Source organism: Cupriavidus sp. HPC(L), assembly GCF_000307735.3.
GTDB lineage: Bacteria > Pseudomonadota > Gammaproteobacteria > Burkholderiales > Burkholderiaceae > Cupriavidus.
Genome location: NZ_AMPR02000443.1, coordinates 1 through 18,930, shown reverse-complemented (window position 1 = coordinate 18,930; position 18,930 = coordinate 1). Strand labels below are relative to the sequence as shown.

Annotated in this window: 13 protein-coding genes, 2 pseudogenes and 2 riboswitches; of the genes and pseudogenes, 7 read left to right on the top strand and 8 right to left on the bottom strand. The window is 67.4% G+C overall.

The features are described from left to right. The 3 genes and pseudogenes from B551_RS21660 to B551_RS21650 all read right to left on the bottom strand — a co-directional run. A pseudogene (locus tag B551_RS21660) lies at positions 1 to 217 on the bottom strand (two-component sensor histidine kinase); the annotation flags it as partial. A gap of 4 nt (positions 218 to 221) precedes the next feature. After that, a complete protein-coding gene (locus B551_RS21655) occupies positions 222 to 980 on the bottom strand; it encodes a response regulator (RefSeq protein ID WP_006579299.1) in 759 nt (252 codons plus the stop codon). 140 nt (positions 981 to 1,120) lie between these two features. After that, positions 1,121 to 3,205, bottom strand: a complete 2,085-nt coding sequence (locus tag B551_RS21650) for a UvrD-helicase domain-containing protein (RefSeq protein ID WP_023265003.1) — start codon at positions 3,203 to 3,205, stop codon at positions 1,121 to 1,123. Positions 3,206 to 3,413: 208 nt separating this feature from the next. Beyond that, positions 3,414 to 3,510, top strand: a riboswitch (glycine riboswitch). Positions 3,511 to 3,531: 21 nt separating this feature from the next. Next, positions 3,532 to 3,679, top strand: a riboswitch (glycine riboswitch). A 98-nt stretch (positions 3,680 to 3,777) separates the two neighbouring features. On the opposite strand from B551_RS21650, the gene gcvT reads away from it, so the two are divergent. The 7 genes from gcvT (at position 3,778) to B551_RS21615 (ending at position 12,362) form a co-directional block, all read left to right on the top strand. Continuing rightward, the gene (gene gcvT, locus B551_RS21645; protein ID WP_006576218.1) at positions 3,778 to 4,905 is read left to right on the top strand and encodes a glycine cleavage system aminomethyltransferase GcvT; all 1,128 of its coding nucleotides are present in this window, start codon (positions 3,778 to 3,780) and stop codon (positions 4,903 to 4,905) included. Between the two features lie 105 nt (positions 4,906 to 5,010). Then, complete coding sequence (gcvH, locus tag B551_RS21640) at positions 5,011 to 5,391, top strand: glycine cleavage system protein GcvH (protein ID WP_006576219.1); 381 nt, start codon at positions 5,011 to 5,013, stop codon at positions 5,389 to 5,391. 74 nt (positions 5,392 to 5,465) lie between these two features. Further along, positions 5,466 to 8,384 (top strand): aminomethyl-transferring glycine dehydrogenase, encoded by a 2,919-nt coding sequence (gene gcvP / locus B551_RS21635; protein WP_023265002.1) that lies wholly within the window; start codon positions 5,466 to 5,468, stop codon positions 8,382 to 8,384. A gap of 120 nt (positions 8,385 to 8,504) precedes the next feature. Beyond that, entirely contained in the window at positions 8,505 to 9,038 is a 534-nt protein-coding gene (locus B551_RS21630) for a DUF421 domain-containing protein (RefSeq protein ID WP_023265001.1), read from the top strand. Positions 9,039 to 9,115: 77 nt separating this feature from the next. After that, complete coding sequence (locus B551_RS21625) at positions 9,116 to 10,492, top strand: L-serine ammonia-lyase (RefSeq protein WP_006576221.1); 1,377 nt, start codon at positions 9,116 to 9,118, stop codon at positions 10,490 to 10,492. A 104-nt stretch (positions 10,493 to 10,596) separates the two neighbouring features. Continuing rightward, positions 10,597 to 11,589 carry an Rpn family recombination-promoting nuclease/putative transposase gene (locus B551_RS21620; RefSeq protein WP_006576222.1) on the top strand — a complete coding sequence of 331 codons (993 nt, stop codon included), beginning with the start codon at positions 10,597 to 10,599 and terminating at the stop codon, positions 11,587 to 11,589. A gap of 32 nt (positions 11,590 to 11,621) precedes the next feature. After that, entirely contained in the window at positions 11,622 to 12,362 is a 741-nt protein-coding gene (locus B551_RS21615) for an MBL fold metallo-hydrolase (RefSeq protein WP_006576223.1), read from the top strand. Positions 12,363 to 12,404: 42 nt separating this feature from the next. Here the strand turns inward: B551_RS21615 and B551_RS21610 are convergent, their stop codons facing one another. The 5 genes and pseudogenes from B551_RS21610 to B551_RS26760 all read right to left on the bottom strand — a co-directional run. Then, on the bottom strand, positions 12,405 to 13,520 hold the full coding sequence (locus B551_RS21610; RefSeq protein WP_006576224.1) for a YbdK family carboxylate-amine ligase: 1,116 nt from the start codon (positions 13,518 to 13,520) through the stop codon (positions 12,405 to 12,407). Further along, positions 13,520 to 14,743, bottom strand: coding sequence for a cation:proton antiporter (locus tag B551_RS21605; protein ID WP_006576225.1), 1,224 nt, complete (start codon positions 14,741 to 14,743; stop codon positions 13,520 to 13,522). Before B551_RS21605 ends, B551_RS21610 begins: the two co-directional genes overlap by 1 nt. 123 nt (positions 14,744 to 14,866) lie before the next feature. Further along, positions 14,867 to 16,795: a tetratricopeptide repeat protein gene (locus B551_RS21600; protein ID WP_023264999.1), complete on the bottom strand. Its 1,929-nt coding sequence runs from the start codon at positions 16,793 to 16,795 to the stop codon at positions 14,867 to 14,869. 225 nt (positions 16,796 to 17,020) lie between these two features. Next, the gene (locus B551_RS21595; protein WP_006579690.1) at positions 17,021 to 18,172 is read right to left on the bottom strand and encodes a branched-chain amino acid ABC transporter substrate-binding protein; all 1,152 of its coding nucleotides are present in this window, start codon (positions 18,170 to 18,172) and stop codon (positions 17,021 to 17,023) included. A gap of 200 nt (positions 18,173 to 18,372) precedes the next feature. Next, a pseudogene (locus B551_RS26760) lies at positions 18,373 to 18,930 on the bottom strand (trifunctional transcriptional regulator/proline dehydrogenase/L-glutamate gamma-semialdehyde dehydrogenase); the annotation flags it as partial.

Genomic DNA, 18,930 nt, shown 5'->3' with positions numbered 1-18,930 from the left:
GCGGACGCGGTGGGCCTGGCGGCGGACGCTGGCCCTCGTGCGCCGGTGCGGCGGGCCGGTCGGCGGTACCACCGACGGTGTGGCTGCCGTGCCGGGGACCGTGCCGCGGAAACACGCTCTCCACCACGGTCACGCCGAGGATATGCACCGCAACCATGATCGCCGCCATCGCGACGAACAGGCGCACGAACATCGTGTCGAAGCGACGCGCCGCCACTGGCTCAGCCCTGCACGCTGGCGGTAAAGACGTAGCCCTCGCCGCGAACCGTGCGGATCAGGCCGGGCTCGCGCGGGTCCTCGCGCAGCTTCTGCCGCAGCCGCGACACCAGCAGGTCGATGCTGCGATCGAACAGATCCAGTTCGCGGCCGCGCGCCAACTGGATCAGCCGTTCGCGATCGAGGATCTGCTGCGGATGGTCAAGAAAGGCCAGCAGCAGCCGGAATTCCGCGTTCGACAGCGGCACCACGGTATCGTCGCGGTCGACCAGCTGGCGCAGCACCGTATGCAGGCGCCAATCGCCGAAGCGAAGTTCGACCCGGGCGCGAGCTGCCGCCGAAGGGCCGGCCCGCATGCCGCGCTCGCCGCCGCGGCTGCGCCGCAGCACGGTATGGATGCGGGCGACCAGCTCTCGCATTTCGAATGGCTTGGTGACGTAGTCGTCGGCCCCGACCTCCAGGCCGACCACGCGATCGGCCAGCTCCGCCCGCGCGGTCAGCATGATCACCGGCAGATCGCCCTGCTCCCGCAGTTCGCGGCACAGCGCCAGGCCGTTCTCGCCCGGCAGCGACAGGTCGAGGATCACCAGGTCGTAGGCGTGGGCGGCCAGCGCGGCCCGCATGGCGGCGCCGCCTTCGACGCCGTCCGCAGCGATGCCGAAGGTCGACAGGTAGTCGGCAAGCATCGTGCGGATTTGCGCGTCGTCATCGACGATCAGCAGGCGGATTGCCGCGGGCGCGGCATCGGGAAGACTCAGGTCCATCGAGGAGGAAGGGAAGAAGCGGTGTGCCGCGGCGCCGAGCGGCCTCGGCGATCCGGCACTGTAGCAGCCCGATGTTGCAGGCCCTTGGCTGCTTTGTATCGGCGCTGATACGAAAGGCCGCGCGTACCCGGCGCTGCGCTTCAGCCGGCCGCGGCCTTGGTGCCGAGCAGCGCCTTCAGTCCCGCCAGCCGGTCCTTCGGGCTCATCGCCGGCGTCTCGTCCTTCGGTGCCGGGGCTTCCTCGAGCTTCATCTCGCCGATGAAGCGCGACGGCTGGCACGAGTAGGTGTCGCGCGCGCGCTTGCGCTTCTTGCACCAGCTGATATGCAGGCTGCGCTGCGCGCGCGTGATGCCGACGTACATCAGGCGCCGCTCCTCCTCGATCTTCTCGTCGCTCAGGTCCTCGTCCTCGCGGCAATGCGGCAGGATGCCCTCCTCCACGCCGACCAGGAACACGTGCGGATATTCGAGGCCCTTGGACGCATGCAGCGTCGACAGCCGCACCGCATCCGGATCCTCCTCGCGGCCCTCGAGCATGCTCATCAGCGCGACCGTCTGCGTCAACTCCAGCAGGTTCTTGCCTTCGTCGCCGAAGCCGTCGGCGGTGTCGAAGCCGGTCGCCTCGCCGTCCGCGGCCTCCGGCTTGGTGCCCTTGCGCTTGAGCCAGTCGAGGAATTCCAGCGTATTGGTCCATTTGGCCTGGGCCTGGCGCTCGTCGAAGGTGTCGTACAGATAGGCTTCGTAGTGGATGCCTTCCATCAGATCGTCGAGCACCTCGGTGGCCGGATCGCGCGCGGCACGGTCGGCCAGCCGCACCATCGCCTCGCAGAAGGTGCGCAGCGGCTCGAGCTGGCGCGGCTGCAGCTTGCCTTCGATGCCGCCCATCATCGCCGCCTCGAACAGCGACACCTTGGCCTGCCCGGCGAAGGTGCCCAGCACCTCCAGCGTGGTATTGCCGACCCCGCGCCGCGGCGTGGTGACCGCGCGGATAAAGGCCGGATCGTCGTCGGGATTGGCGATCAGCCGCAGATAGGCACAGATGTCCTTGATCTCGGCCTTGTCGAAGAAGCTCTGCCCGCCGGACAGCACATACGGGATGCGCTCGCGGCGCAGGATCTGCTCGAACAGCCGCGCCTGGTGGTTGCCGCGATAGAGGATCGCGTAGTCGCGGAACTGCGCGCGCCGCTCGAACTTGTGCGCCGACAGCTTGAACACCACCGACTCGGCCTCGTGCTCCTCGTCGTTCATCGGCGTCACGGTGATCGGGTCCCCCATGCCGTGCTCGCTCCACAGCGTCTTGTCGAACAGCTTGGGGTTGTTGGCGATCACCGCATTGGCGGCCTGCAGGATGCGCACCGTCGAGCGATAGTTCTGCTCGAGCTTGATGACCTTCAGGTTCGGGAAGTCGGTCTGCAGCAGGCGCAGATTGTCCAGCGTGGCGCCGCGCCAGCCGTAGATCGCCTGGTCGTCGTCGCCGACCGCGGTGAAGGCGGGCGCGCGCAGATGCGAGCCGCCGGCCAGCAGCTTCAGCAGCTGGTACTGGCAGGCGTTGGTGTCCTGGTATTCGTCGACCAGGAAGTAGCGCAGCCGGTTCTGCCACTTGAGCCGCACGGTTTCGTCGCGTGCGAACAGCTCGGCCGGCAGCCGGATCAGGTCGTCGAAGTCGACCGCCTGGTACGCCGCCAGCGTGGCGACGTAGTTGCGGTAGATCAGCGCGGCCTGGTGCTGGTCGGCGTCGGCGGCCTCGGCAATCGCGGTCTCGGGATCGACCATGCCGTTCTTCCACAGCGAGATCGTGCTCTGCACGCTGCGGATCAGCTTCTTGTCAGTGGTGGCCAGCTGCTCCTGGATCAGGCCGAAGCAGTCATCGGCGTCCATGATCGAGAACTGCGGCTTCAGGCCAAGGTGCTCGGCCTCGGCACGCAGGATCTGCACGCCCAGCGAGTGGAAGGTACAGACGGTCAGCTGGCGCAGCGGGATGCGCTTGCCGTCCCGGGTCTTGCCCTCCATCAGCTTGGCGATCCGCTCCTGCATTTCCTTGGCGGCCTTGTTGGTGAAGGTCACCGCGGCGATGTGGCGGGGCTCGAAGCCCTTGTCCTCGATCAGATGCGCGATCTTCTGCGTGATCACCCGGGTCTTGCCCGAACCCGCGCCGGCGAGCACCAGGCAGGGGCCGTCCAGATAGCGGACGGCTTCGGATTGGGCGGCGTTCAGTCCGTGGGTCATCGGTCGGGGGCGGAGTTCGGGTACGGCAGGAGGTCGGACCGCACCCCGAGGGAGGCGGGCCGCAGGCGCGACGCGTTCGGGCACGGGTCGCGGATGGATCAAAGCGGGCGATGTTAACACGGGGGCGGGTCCGGCCGAGCCACCGGATCCGTGGCCTGCAACGCGCCGCTCTCGCGTTGACAGCCGGCAGGCCTGCGGTTAGAGTCGCGCCATCCGTCCGGGAGAGCGCGCGACTGTATCGTCATTCGCGCCGCCGAAGGGGAATCACCCGAAAACTCTCAGGCACCATGGACCGGGCGGATCGGCATGCAGCATGCACACGATGTATGCCGAACTCTGGAGAGCGACACCCGCCATTCATCGATTGAATGATGAGCGTGTCCACCGAAGGGGCGCACGGCGGGGCCGGCGGGTTCGAAGCGAACCGCAGAACCAGTCCGTAATCTCTCAGGTATCGAGGACAGAGGGGGTCATCCGTCGCGACGGTTCCAACGAGCCGCGCGACGGATGACCCTTTTTTGTTTGGCGCGCCGCGCGCGCCGGACTGAACGATGCCACGCTCCGAGGAATCCATGACGCTCCAGGCCACCCCGCTCAACGCCATCCACCGCGCCCTCGGCGCCCGCATGGTTGATTTCGGCGGATGGGACATGCCGGTCAACTACGGCTCGCAGATCGAGGAACACCATGCGGTGCGCAGCGATGCGGGCATGTTCGACGTTTCGCACATGTGCGTCGTCGACCTCGCCGGACCCAATACCCGCGCCTTCCTGCGCGGACTGCTCGCCAACAACGTCGACAAGCTGCAAACCCCCGGCAAGGCGCTGTATTCCTGCATGCTCGACCCGAATGGCGGTGTGATCGACGACCTGATCGTCTATTTCTTCGCCGAGGACCGCTTCCGCCTGGTGGTCAACGCCAGCACCGCGACCGGCGATATCGACTGGATCCGCCAGCGCAATGCCGACACCGGCGCCGGCTTGACCATTACTCCCCGTCGCACCGACAACGCCTCCGATAATGCCGCACCGCTGGCCATCGTCGCCGTGCAGGGCCCGAACGCGCGCGCCAAGGTGTGGGCGGCCTTCCCGTCGACCCAGCCCAGCGAGGCGCTCAAGCCGTTCAACGCGATGGTCGTCGAAGACGCCGCGATCGGCGAAATCATGGTGGCCCGCACCGGCTACACCGGCGAGGACGGCTTCGAGCTGGTGGTGCCGGCCGACAACGTCGCCGCGGTCTGGGAAAAGCTGCATGCCGCCGGCGTGCGTCCGGCCGGGCTCGGCGCGCGCGACACGCTGCGGCTCGAAGCCGGCATGAACCTGTACGGTCAGGACATGGACATCCACACCTCGCCGCTCGACGCCGGCCTGGCCTGGACCGTCGACCTGCAAAGCGAGCGCGATTTCGTCGGCAAGGCCGCGCTGGTGGCCAACGGCCAGCGCCAGCAATTTGCCGGCCTGATCCTGCGCGACAAGGGCGGCGTGCTGCGCGCGCACCAGACCGTGCTGACCGCCGCCGGCGAGGGCGAAATCACCTCGGGCACCTTCAGCCCGACCCTGTCCCAGTCGATCGCCTTCGCGCGCCTGCCCAAGGATGTGGCGCTCGGCAGCGAAGTCCAGGTGCTGATCCGCGACCGCAAACTGACTGCGACTGTGGTTAAACTGCCGTTTGTGCGCAATGGCAAGGCACTCGTGAGCTGACGGCTCACTGCGGACATCGTCCACCCGGTCACGCTGCGCCCCGCGGCCCCTTTCACCGATGGCACGCGGCGGCGCCACACAAGAATCTGAAATTGGAGAATCTCGATGAATTTCCCCGCTGACCTGAAGTACACCGAGTCGCACGAATGGGTGCGCGTCGAAACCGACGGCACGCTGACGATCGGCATCACCGATCACGCACAGGATGCGCTCGGCGACATCGTCTTCCTCGAACTGCCCGAGGTCGGCAAGACGGTCGGCGCCGGTGACGCGCTGGCCGTGGTCGAATCGGTCAAGGCCGCGTCGGACATCTACGCACCGGTGGCCGGTGAAGTGGTCGCCGTCAACGACGCCGTCAAGGACGCGCCCGAGAGCGTCAACGCCAACGCCTTCGATGCCTGGCTGTTCAAGATCAAGCCGGCCAACGGCGACGACGTCAACGGCCTGATGACGGCCGACGCCTACAAGGCCAGCGTCGGCGCCTGAGCCCGGCGCCCCGCCCGCGGCGCCGAGGCATGGCTGACCACCATGCCCCGGCCCGCCTCTCCGAGTCACTTGCCATGAACGCTCCCCTGCCCATGAACGCCGCTCAATCCGCTCGCCCTTCGCTGGCCGAACTCGAAGCTCGCGACGCCTTCTCCCACCGCCATATCGGTCCCGACGCCGCCGAACAGCAGCACATGCTGAAGGTGCTGGGCTACGACAGCCGCGCCGCGCTGATGGACGCCATCATCCCGGCCGCGATCCGCCGCCGCGACGGCATGCCGCTGGGCGAATTCACCGAGCCGCTGACCGAGGAAGCCGCGCTGGCCAAGCTGCGCGGCATCGCCGGCAAGAACAAGGTGTTCAAGAGCTTCATCGGCCAGGGCTACTACAACACGCTGACGCCGGGCGTGATCCTGCGCAACATCTTCGAAAACCCGGCCTGGTACACCGCCTACACGCCGTACCAGCCGGAGATCTCGCAGGGCCGCCTGGAGGCGATGCTGAACTTCCAGCAGATGGTCACCGACCTGACGGGCCTCGATATCGCCAATGCGTCGATGCTCGACGAAGGCACGGCCGCGGCCGAGGCGATGACGCTGCTGCAGCGCGTGAACAAGCACGCATCGAATACCTTCTACGTGGCCGACGACGTGTTGCCGCAGACGATCGAAGTGGTGCGCACGCGCGCGCTGCCGCTCGGCATCGAGGTCAAGGTCGGTCCCGCCGCCGACGCGGCGCAGGCGCACGCGTTCGGCGTGCTGCTGCAATACCCGGGCGTCAACGGCGACGTGGCGGACTACCGCGCGATCGCCGATGCGGTCCACGCGGCCGGCGGCCTGGTGGTCGCCGCGGCCGACCTGCTGGCGCTGACGCTGCTCACCGCGCCGGGCGAATGGGGCGCGGACGTGGCGGTCGGCAATTCGCAGCGCTTCGGTGTGCCGCTGGGCTTCGGCGGCCCGCACGCCGGCTATATGGCCGTCAAGGACGCCTACAAGCGCTCGATGCCGGGCCGCCTGGTCGGCGTCACCGTCGACGCGCAGGGCAACAAGGCCTACCGGCTGGCGCTGCAGACGCGTGAGCAGCATATCCGCCGCGAGAAGGCGACCTCGAACATCTGTACCGCGCAGGTGCTGCTGGCGGTCATGGCGTCGATGTACGCGGTCTACCACGGGCCGCAGGGCCTGAAGCGGATCGCGCAGCGCGTGCACCGGCTGACCGCGACGCTGGCCGGCGGCCTGCAGGCGCTGGGCTACGCCCGCACCAACCAGACCTTCTTCGACACGCTGACGATCGAGACTGGTGCCGCCACCGAGGCGATCCACGCCGCGGCCGCCGCGCGCCAGATCAATCTGCGCCGCGCCGGCGCCACGCAGGTCGGCATCTCGCTGGACGAGACCACCAGCCGCGACGATGTGGTCGCGCTGTGGGAGATCTTCGCGCAGGGCAAGCCGGTGCCGGCCTTCGACGCACTGGAAGCCGCGGCCGATGATGGCTATCCGGCGGCGCTGTCGCGCCAGAGCGCCTACCTGACGCACCCGGTCTTCAACACCCACCATGCCGAGCACGAGATGCTGCGCTACCTGCGCATGCTGGCCGACAAGGATCTGGCGCTCGACCGCACGATGATCCCGCTGGGCTCCTGCACGATGAAGCTCAACGCGACCAGCGAGATGATTCCGGTCACCTGGCCCGAGTTCTCGAGCATCCATCCGTTCGCGCCGGACGACCAGACCGTCGGCTACCGCGAGATGATCGCCCAGCTGGAGGCGATGCTGTGCGCGGCCACCGGCTACGCCGCCGTCAGCCTGCAGCCCAACGCCGGCTCGCAGGGCGAATACGCCGGCCTGCAGATCATCCACGCCTACCATGCGAGCCGCGGCGAGAGCCATCGCAACATCTGCCTGATCCCGTCGTCGGCGCACGGCACCAACCCGGCGTCCGCGCAGATGGCCGGCATGCAGGTGGTCGTGGTGGCCTGCGACGAGGACGGCAACGTCGACCTGGCCGATCTGGAAAAGAAGGCCGCGCAGCACGGCAAGAACCTGGCGGCGATCATGATCACCTACCCGTCCACGCACGGCGTGTTCGAGGAAGGCGTGCAGCGCATCTGCGAGATCGTCCACAGCCACGGCGGCCAGGTCTATGTCGACGGCGCCAACATGAACGCGATGGTCGGCACCGCCGCGCCGGGGCAGTTCGGCGGCGACGTGTCGCACCTGAACCTGCACAAGACCTTCTGCATCCCGCACGGCGGCGGCGGCCCGGGCGTCGGTCCGGTTGCGGTCGGCGCGCACCTGGCCCCGTTCCTGCCGAACCACACCAGCACCGGCTATCGCCGCGCCGATGACGGCATCGGCGCCATCTCTGCCGCGCCCTACGGCTCGGCCAGCATCCTGCCGATCTCGTGGATGTATATCGCGATGATGGGCGCGCGCGGACTGACCGCCGCCACCGAGAACGCGATCCTGGCGGCCAACTATGTCGCCAAGCGGCTGTCGGACTACTACCCGGTGCTGTACACCGGCGGCAACGGCCATATCGCGCACGAGTGCATTCTCGACCTGCGTCCGATCCAGAAGGCGACCGGCATCAGCAACGAGGATGTGGCCAAGCGGCTGATGGACTATGGCTTCCATGCGCCGACGATGAGCTTCCCGGTGCCCGGCACGCTGATGATCGAGCCGACCGAGAGCGAGGCGCTGCACGAGCTGGACCGCTTCATCGACGCGATGATCGCGATCCGCAAGGAAATTGCGCGCGTCGAGGACGGCAGCTTCGACCGCGAGGACAACCCGCTGAAGAACGCGCCTCACACCGCGGCGGTCATCACCGCCAACGAGTGGAATCACAAGTACACGCGTGAGGAAGCCGCCTATCCGGTCGCCTCGCTGCGGACGCAGAAGTACTGGCCGCCGGTCGGCCGGGCCGACAACGTCTACGGCGATCGCAACCTGTTCTGCTCCTGCGTGCCGATGAGCGCCTACGAGGAGTAAGCGGGCACGCTTCCTGCTGCAATTCGCACGGCGGCTTGTTGCCGCGCGCACGCTGGACGGCGTGCGGCCTTTCTGGTTCCGGCCTCCGGGCCGGAACCATCATCGGTAAGGAGACTGTCGATGTGGGAAATGAGCGCGCCGTGGTGGGAATTCATTGTCCGAGGGCTGATCGTTTATTTCGCCCTTCTGATCATGATGCGGTTGGGTGGCAAGCGGCAGATCGGACAGATGACACCGTTCGATCTGATCCTGCTGCTGATCCTGTCCGAGGGCGTGCAGAACGCCATGGTCGGCGATGACAAGTCGGTCTCCGCGGGCCTGATCCTCGCCGCGACGCTGATCGGCATCAACGTGCTGGTCAGCTGGCTCAGTTGGCGCAGCCGCAAGTTCGAGTACGCGGTCGAGGGCCATCCGCAACTGCTGATCCGCCATGGCAAGGTGATCGACGAGGTCATGCATGGCGCGCGGCTGACCAGCGACGACCTGATGAAGGTACTGCGGCGCGAGGGATGCGCGAGCCTGGACGACGTCTATATCGCGATCCTGGAAAACGACGGCGCGATCAGCGTGCTCAAGCGCAAGGAACTGCCGGAGGAACCGCCCGGCCCCGGCGTCTCCCTGTGGGAGCGCCCCGAGGACGATCGGCCGGTCTAGCCCGGTCTGTTCCGGTCCAGCCGGAGAGCGGGCCGCGGCGCGGGCCGGCACACCGCCGCAAACGATAGGAGACCAACGTGGCTGTCAGCGTTTTCGACCTGTTCAAGGTCGGCATCGGGCCATCGAGCTCGCATACGGTGGGACCGATGCGTGCGGCCGGCATGTTCGCGCATGGACTGGAGCGCGACGGCCTGCTGCCGCAAGTGGCCAGCGTGCGGGTCGAACTGTACGGCTCCCTTGGCGCGACCGGCAAGGGACACGGCACCGACAAGGGCGTGATCCTCGGCCTGCTCGGCGAGGCGCCGGACACCATCGATCCGGACACCATCGACGCCAGGCTGGCCCAGCTTCGCGCGTCGCGCACGCTGGCGCTGCTCGGCAAGCATCCGATTCCCTTCGTCGAGAAGGAACACATTGCGTTCTACCGGCGCGAGGCGATGGCCGAGCATCCGAACGGCATGAAATTCCATGCCTTCGATGCCGCCGGCGCAACGCTGCGCGAGGGCCGCTATCTGTCGGTTGGCGGCGGCTTCGTCGTCAGCGCCGGCGCCGCCAACACGCAGGTGCTCGAAGCGGACCGGCAACTGCCGCATCCGTTCCGCAGCGGCCGCGCGATGCTCGACATGGCGAGCAGCACCGGCAAGTCGATTGCGCAGCTGATGCTCGAGAACGAATGCACGTGGCGCAGCGAAGCCGACGTGCGCGCGGGCCTGCTGCATATCTGGCAGGTGATGCAGGCCTGCGTCGCGCGCGGCTGCCGCACCGATGGCGAGCTGCCCGGCCCGTTCAAGGTCAAGCGGCGTGCGCCCGAGCTGCACCGCAATCTGACCGAGCGCGCCGAACGGACGCTGTCGGACCCGCTGTCGGTGATGGACTGGGTCAACCTCTATGCGATGGCCGTCAACGAGGAAAATGCGGCCGGTGGCCGCGTGGTGACCGCGCCGACCAACGGCGCGGCGGGCATCATCCCGGCCGTGCTGCATTACTACGATCGCTTCGTGCCGGGCGCGAACGAGCGCGGCGTCATCGACTTCCTGCTGACGGCCGGCGCGATCGGCCTGCTGTACAAGCTGAACGCGTCGATCTCCGGCGCCGAAGTGGGCTGCCAGGGCGAGGTCGGCGTCGCGTGTTCGATGGCCGCCGGCGCGCTGGCCGCGGTGCTTGGCGGCACGCCGGAACAGGTCGAGAATGCCGCGGAGATCGGCATGGAACACAACCTCGGCCTGACATGCGATCCGGTCGGCGGGCTGGTGCAGATTCCCTGCATCGAACGCAATGCGATGGCCTCGGTCAAGGCCGTCAACGCGGCGCGCATGGCGCTGCGCGGCGACGGCAATCACTATGTCTCGCTCGATTCGGTGATCAAGACCATGCGCGAAACCGGCGCCGACATGAAGACCAAATACAAGGAAACGGCGCGCGGCGGACTCGCGGTCAATATCGTCGAGTGCTGACCCTCGGCCTGCTGTTCGAACACTAAAGTAGCACGCACTTTTGTGGAATCCCGCGCCTCCCTGGCGCGGCATTCTCTCGGCTCCGCCACTGCGATGCGTGTGCCATGCCGAACCACGATGCCTGCTACAAGACCTTGTTCTCCACGCCGGAACTCGTCCGTGACCTGCTGCGCGATTTCGTGCCGGGAGACTGGGTTCGAAGCCTGGACTTCGATACCCTCGAACGGCGATCCGGAACCTACGTCACCGATGCGTTTCGCCAGCATGCAAGCGACATGGTATGGCGCATCCAGGCCGGCGGCGAGTGGGTCTATCTCTATCTGCTGATCGAGTTTCAAAGCACCATCGATCGACATATGGCGATTCGCATGACGAATTACGTCACGTGCCTCGATCTCGAGCTGATCCGTGGTCAGAATATGCTCGACGGAGGCCGCCTGCCCCCGGTACTGCCTGTCGTCATCTACAACGGCGAGGGCAGGTGGACTGCGACGACCGACATCGCCGACCTGTCACCACGACTGCCTGGCGAACTATCTGGCTACCAGCCCCGCTGCAAGTATCTGCTGGTCGACGCAAGCCGATACTCGGACGAGGAACTGGCCAGGCTCGACAATCTGGTCGCCGCCGTGTTCCGCTTCGAAAACGCGACCAGCGAGGAAACGTTGCTCGACACGGTCCACTGGCTCAGGCGGCGCGTCGCCGACAACCCGGTCCTGTCGAACACTTTCGTACGCTGGCTGAAGGATGTAGGCTCACGGCATCGCCATGCCGGTCTGGATTTCACGAATGTACACAACCTGATGGAGGCTGAAATGTCGCTGTCGACGAATATCGCACGGTGGAAGGCCAACTACAGACTGGAAGGCCTGCAAGAAGGCCGGCTGGAAGGCCTGCAGGAGGGCCGGCAGAAGGGCCGGCAGGAAGGTCTGCAGCAAGGCCAGGCCATGATGCTGCGAAACATGCTTGCCAAACGGTTCGGTCCTCTGCCGGCCGAGCTGGAAACGCGATTGAACGGCGCCTCGGCCGAACAATTGCAAGCCTGGGGAGAAAGGCTGCTCAGCGCCCAACACCTCCCCGACGTATTCGAAGCCTGAACCCTGGCGACCGATTGTCAGTATTCCCGCAGATGCAAACCTTCCATCAACTCTTCGACCCCGAGTCCTGCACCTACACGTATCTGCTGATCGACGCGGCGACGCGCGATGCCGTGCTGATCGATCCGGTCGACCGTCAGCTCGAACGCGATCTGGCGCTGGTGCAGCAGACCGGTGTACGCCTGGCCTGGGTCATCGAAACCCACGCGCACGCGGACCACATCACCTCGGCAGGCCATGTCGCGCAACGTACCGGCGCGCATACCGCCGCGCCGTCGGGCTGCGAGATCCGGCCGGCGCTGAAGCAGTTGATCGACGGCGACACCATCGCGTTCGGCGCGCAGACGCTGCGCGCGATCCATACCCCGGGCCATACGGCCGGCAGCATGAGCTATCTGTGGGAAGAGCCGCACCCGGACGGCGGCGTGGTGCGCCGCGTCTTTACCGGCGATGCGTTGTTGATCGATGGCTGCGGACGCACGGACTTCCAGTCGGGCGACGCCGGCACGCTGTACGACAGCCTGACGCACAAGCTGTTTGCGTTGCCCGACGACACGCTGGTGTATCCGGCCCATGACTACAAGGGCCGCACCCATTCAACGATCGGGAACGAGCGGGCGACCAACAGCCGGCTGTGCGGCCGCACGCGCGAAGAATTCATCGAAATGATGAAGGGGCTGAACCTGCCGCCGCCGAAGCTGCTGGCAGTCGCCGTGCCCGCCAACCAGCGGCTGGGCCTTGGCGACGGCGACAACATCCCGCACGGGATCTGACCCGCGCGCTCGAACGCAGAATGCGCGGCGGGCGCGCTGCCGTCAGCCGGCCCAGCGGTCGCAGCTCTGCCGCACCGCCTCGCGCAGGCTGCGCGTATCGGCATCGACCTGCCGCGCCCATTCCGCGTCGCCACGGCGGCTGGCAGCCAGCATGCGGATATTGGCCAGCGCCTCCAGCGAACCGAGCGCTTCGGCATGCGGCACCAGCACGTCGCAGATCGACAGGATATGGTCGGCGATCGGCATCCGCGTCAATTCGTTCGGATGCACGTACTCGCCGTCGAGGCCGAAGCGGCAGGCCTGGAAGCGGTTGAAGGTGTAGACCAGGTAATCGTCCTCTTCCGGCATGAACGGCCGCGACAGCAGCAGATAGCGCGCCAGCGCCTGGATATAGGCCGCGATATCGCAGGCGCGCGCAACCGTCAGCGGCGTGTCCATGACGCGGACTTCGATGGTGCCGAACTCCGGCTTGGGACGGATATCCCAGTAGAAGTCCTTCATGCTCTCGATCACGCCCGTCTTGCGCATCTTCTCGAAGTACGCGGTGAAGGCGTCCCACGTCAGCATGAAGGGCGCGCGGCCGCTCATCGGGAAGGCCGCGACCGAATTCAGCCGCGCGGAAGCGAAGCCGGTATCGACGCCCTGCACATACGGCGACGACGCCGCCAGTGCGATGAAGTGCGGCACGTAGCGGCCGATCGCATGCAGCAGGAACAGCGAATCGTCGGCGGTCGGGCAGCCGATATGCACGTGCTGGCCAAACACCGTGAACTGCTTGGCCAGATAGCCGTACAACTCCGAGATGTACTGGTAGCGTGGCGAGTCGGAGATCGTGCGGTCGGCCCACTGCTGGAACGGGTGCGTGCCGCCGCCGCAGATGCCGAGATTGAGCGAATGCGAGGCCTCGACCATCAGGTCGCGCATCGTCGTCAGCTCGGACAGCGCCTGCGCGTAGTCGTGGCAGATCCCGGTGCTGATCTCGATCATCGACGGACTGATCTCCGGCTTGATATCGCCGGCATGCTGGGCGCCCCTCAGCAGCCGCAGCAGATCGGGCGCGAACGGCGCCAGATCATAGTCATGGCGATTGACCAGCTGCATCTCCAGCTCGACGCCGAAGGTCAGCGCCTCGGATTGCTTGAACGGTTCGAGTGACATCAGCGCCGTCCTCCATTGCCTCTGACCTCGCCGGCATAGCGAAGTGCCCACGCGGCCAGCACCGGCGCCGCGATCTGCTCGATCGCCAGCGCGCACAGCACGATCGCGTTGAGCATTTCCCCGGTCTCAGGATAGAGCCGCGCCACATCGCTCATCAGCAGGTACGCCAGACCCGACATCGGCCCGAGCGCCACGCCAAGCGCCACGCACTGCCGCAGGCTCAGGCCAGAAAACGAACCCAGCGAGACTACGCCCCCAAGCTTGGCCAGATGCCGCAGCAGCACCAGCACGATCGCGGCGACGCCGGCGATGGACCAGTCGCGCACGGTCACCGGCAGCCCCAGCGACACCACCATCACGATGATCAGCAACGTGCCGGCGCTGCCGAAATGCGCCGGCCACACACGCGGCTGATTGTCCTGATGCTTGAACACGACGCCGGCCAGCAGCAACGTCAACGGCATCGACAGCTTCAGCAGCCGCGTCAGTGCCAGCGTGAACAGCACGATGCCGACCAGCACCAGGAAGCTGTACTGATCGTCGGCCGGCATCCGCGCATAGACCGCCTGGCTCAGCTTGCCGACCAGCCACGCCAGCAGGCAGGAGCCGACCAGCAGATACAGCGGATGCAGCAGCGCGGCGCCGAGATTGCCGTATTCCGAGTGCAGCCAGCCGGTCGCCAGCTGCACGATCACCGCCGCATACATGCTGTTCAGCGCGGTCATCGCCATCAGCCGTTCGGTGACCTGGCCCTCCGCGCGCAGTTCGTTCTTCAGCTGCAGCACGATCGACGGCGACGTGCTGACCGCGATGCCGCCCGCGAGGATCGCGACGGTCGGGCTTACGCCGATCCATTGCAGCACCGCGGTGACGAGGCCCCAGGTCAGCAGGGACTCGGAGGCGCTGGTAAACAGCAGCCAGCGATTGGCGCGCAGCCAGACCAGCGACAGCCGATGCCCGAGTTCGAACAGCGCCAGCGCCAGCGCCATGTCGATCAGGATGCGGGTCTGGGCAATCATCGTCTGGTCGACGATGGGCCGCCCCAGCGTGCCGGCCAACAGACCGGTGGCGGCATAACCGACGATACGCGGCAATCTCAGATACATCCGGCAGACTTCGCCGGCAAGGCCCGCGCCTACCAGCGCGAGGCCGACCCAGAACAGCCCGCTGGGAGCGAGCGGCCAGGTCGGAAATAGTTGGCTCAATCCATTCATGGGTGACATCCTAACGGAAGGGCCTTTGAACCCGTGTCCGGGTTTGTCCGACAAGGCACGAGTTTTGCTGAGGTTTCTGCCAGTGTTCTTTCGGATCGCGTCTGCGCTGACCTCACCCACTGCAGGGCTGGTCTACAGGCCCCAGATTTTCCAGGCCGGCCGCGTCGCCTTCAGTGCGTTTTCGACCTTCGCGTACAACGCGCGCGTGCGGCCCTGCGCGGCCCCGCGCGCCCGCGCCTGCAGAAACAGCGCCCGTGCCTCCTCGCGCCGGGCCAGGCCCAGCGCAGCCTGCGCGGCGTGCAGGTGCACGTCGGCCTCCCAATCGTCGCGCACCGCGAAGGCGGCTTGGAAGTCGGTCAACGCCTGCGCGTACTGCTCGGCGTCGAGGCGGATCAGTCCGCGCTGCAGCCGCGCGGCCGCCTGGTCCTCGGCATCGCCCTCGGTCAGCGCGATCGCACGCTCGAACAGCGGCAAGGCGCGTTCGTTGTCGGCCAGGCCACGCCAGATACGGCCGAAGGCGTCGTAGACCCAGGCGTCCTCGATCGCCACCGCACGCGCCTGCAAGGCCTCGATCTCGTCCAGCGCCAGCGCGCGCTCGCGCGCTTCCATCGACGCGGCGGAGTTCCCCAGCAGCGTGGCGAAATGCGTGCGCGCATGCGCCATCGACAGCGCGGCCTCGCTGCGCTCCTCGACCGGCAGCGCATCGAGCCTCGCTTCCATATGCGAGATCGCCGCGCGCGCCGCAGCGATCGCCTCGTTGCCGCCGATCGCCTTCCAGGCATGGATCAGCCGGCTGAACACCCAGGTCACCTGGCCCGCATGGCGGTCCAGCGGATAGCGGTTCAGCACCTCGCCGGCGATTTCGACCACGCGCTGATGGCGACCGGCCGCGTCGTGGCAGGCCAGCAGATCCAGCCAGTGCTCGATGAAATCGCTGGCCGCGATGCCCTTGTCGTGCAGCGCGATGCGTTCGTCGCGCTGCGCGGGGTCGTCGAGGTCGAGGCGGCGCGCCAAGCGGTCGCACAGCAGCGAATAGATATGCGGATCGGCGTCGTCGTAACCGCCCTCGCCGGTGGCGAAATACTGTTCGAAGCGGGCCAGGCCCGTCTGCCAGGCGCGCAGCAGCTGCGGCCGCAGCACGTCCGCCGACGCGGGTACGCGCTCGATGAAGTCCGCCAGCGCGAGACCGGCAAGGTAATAGCCATGCGCGTCGGTGGCCGCCTCGGTCAACGAGAAATCGCGCCAGGGCTCGGCCTCGCCGCCCTGATGGCGCCACTCGAGTTCGCGTACCTGCGCCTTCGGGTCCGGCACCTGGCGCTGGTAGACCGCCAGATCCTCACGCGCGCCGGCCAGATCGCCGGAGCGCAGGCGCAGCGGCGCGAGGATGCGCCGCGCGTGCGGGTGGTCCGGCTCCTCGGCCAGCACCATCTGCGCCTGCTGCGCGGCCAGCGCGTCGCCCTGCTCCTCGCTCATCTCCAGCAGATCGGCATTGTCCAGGCCGATGCGGGCCAGGCACAGCCGCAGCATCGGCTCGGCGCGCCGGCCCTCGGCCTCGGCGCCCTGCACGTGGTCGGCGGCCAGGCCCAGAATGTCGTGCGCGCCCAGATCCGGGGCGCGATACAGCAGGTCGTACCAATAGCGCCCCGCCTCGGCGAACTGGCCCAGCCGGTAATGCGCGAGTCCCGCATGCAGCTGCGCGCTCCATTCGCCGGTCGCCAGCCCATTGCGCCGCGCTGCTTCCTCCAGCCACGGCAGCGCCTCGGCGAAACGCTGCTGGTTCATCAGCAGCATGCCGTAGCGATGCGCGAGCACACCGCGCGAGGCCCAGCGGTGCGCCGGCTGCAACGGCAGGTCGGGCAGCCGGGCCAGCGCCGCGTCGAGCGCGGCCAGCGCCTGCTCGGGCTCGCCCTTGTCGAACAGCAGCCGGGCGCGCAGCGCCTCGTAATCGACGACCTCGGGCCGCTGGCGCGCCAACGCGTCGATCACCGCCAGCGCTTCGTCGTAGCGCTCCTGCGTGGCGAGCTCGATGGCGTGGTCGTAGCTGACTGGCTGCGCGGACACGGGTACTCCTTCAGGGTGATGGGCAAAGAGGGACAACTGGGATAGCGAGGAAACGGCAAGACCGCGATTATGCGCCACCGGCGAGGCAAGGCCGCGGAACGGGCCCAGCCGCCGCCAGCGGCACGGCCGTCACGACCGGCGCGGCCTCCAAAGAAAACGCCACCCCGGGGGGTGGCGTTCCGAACTGCGAGTCAACGGTGGACCAACCTTGGGCAACCGCCAGGCTTACTTGCCGCCCAGCGTTTCCAGCACGGTCCACTTGCCGCCGACGACCTTGTAGACGGTGATGCCGCCGTCCTTGAGGTCGCCGCGCGCGTCGTAGGCCAGCGTCTTGGTCGTGACGCCCGGCATGTTGGTCGCCGCCAGCACCGGCAGGTAGCGCGCCGGATCGGCCGAACCGGCCTTGACCATCGCGGTCATCAGCGCGGTGGCGCCGTCGTAGGCGTACGGCGAGTAGGTCTGGACCTTGCTCTTGAAACGCTTCTCGTAGTCCTGCGCATACTTGGCGCCGCCCGGCATCTGCTCCAGCGGCAGGCCGGCCAGCGACACCACCGTGCCTTCGGCGGCCGGACCGGCCAGCTTCAGGAAGTTGTCCGTCTTGGACATCTCGCCCGATACCAGCGGCGCCTTCAGGCCCAGCTCCTTGATCTGCTTGGCCATCGGCGCGGACTGCGTCTCGGCGCCGCCGAAGAAGATGATGTCCGGGTTGCTGCGCTTGATGTTGGTCAGCACGGCCTTGAAGTCCACCGCCTTGTCGTTGGTGTACTCGCGGCGCACGATCTTGCCGCCGGCGGCCTTGGCGGCCTTCTCGAACTCGTCGGCCAGGCCCTGGCCGTAGGCCGTGCGGTCATCGACGATGGCGATGTTCTTGGCACCCAGCTTCTTGACCACGAAGGTGCCGATCACCGAACCCTGCTGGGTGTCGGACGTCATCATGCGGAAGGTGGTCTTGAAGCCCTGGCGGGTGTATTCCGGCGCGGTCGCCATCGCGATCTGCGCGATGCCGGCGCGGTTGTAGACCATCGAGGCCGGGATGCTGGTGCCCGAGTTGAAATGGCCCAGCATGCCCTGGATGCCGTTGTCGACCAGCTTCTGCGCCACCACCGAACCGGTCTTCGGATCGGCCTGGTCGTCCTCGGACAGCAGCACGAACTTGACTTCCTTGCCGCCGATCTTCGGCTTGGTGGCGTTCATCTGCTCGATCGCGAGCACCACGCCGTTCTGCATGTCCTTGCCGTACTGCGCCTGGCCGCCGGTCATCGGCGCGGCAAAGCCGAGCTTGATCTCCTGCGCCTGCGCGAACGCGGCGGACGCCGCGGTCAGGCCGGCGATCGTCAGTGCGACGGTCAGCGCCGTCTTGTGGAAGGTCGTGTTCATCCGTTCTCCTTGGGTAGCCTGTAGGCCGGTTCACTGCACTGTTGGAAGCGTTCGGCCCACCCCTGCGGACCACGCTTTCTTTGGTGGCACAGCGAGGGCGGGATCACCGCCGCACCTGCGCCTGTCTGGCGCCCAACCCGGACGTCCGACCGATACGTCGGACCAGGTCGGGCGGTCAGTCTTGCGGTCGGTCGTTGCGGTCAGCCGATCGTCATCAGGCTCGCGTTGCCGCCGGCCGCCGCGGTATTGACCGACAGCGAGCGCTCCATCAGCAGACGCTCCAGCGCGATGCCGGTGTCGCCATGGCCCAGCCCCTGCACACCGACGATCGGTCCGGGCCGCTGCGCGACCTGTTCGCACACCGCGCGCAGCTGGTCCGAGTCGCCGTGGTGCAGCACCGCATCGAAGGCCACGTCGGCCGCGGTCCAGTCGGCAATCAGGCGGACGCGCGATTGTACTGCCTTCGGCAGGCGCGCATACAGCGTGCGCGCGGGTTCGACGTCCGGCCACAACACGCCGGCACCGACCGCCAGCACGGCCGCCAGTTGCGTGGCCAGATCGGCCTCGTTCGGCGCCAGGCACAGCACCGTTTCGCGCGGCAGCAGCGTGTAGGTATTGCGCTCGCCGGTGGGGCCCGGCAGCGTCACCGTCATGCCCGAGGTCGAGGCAGCGGCAAAGCGCTCGCACTGCTGCGCCAGCTCCGGCATGGCGGCGGCGCTCGCCGCCCACTGGCGGTAGGCGTCGAACGCGGCCTGAGC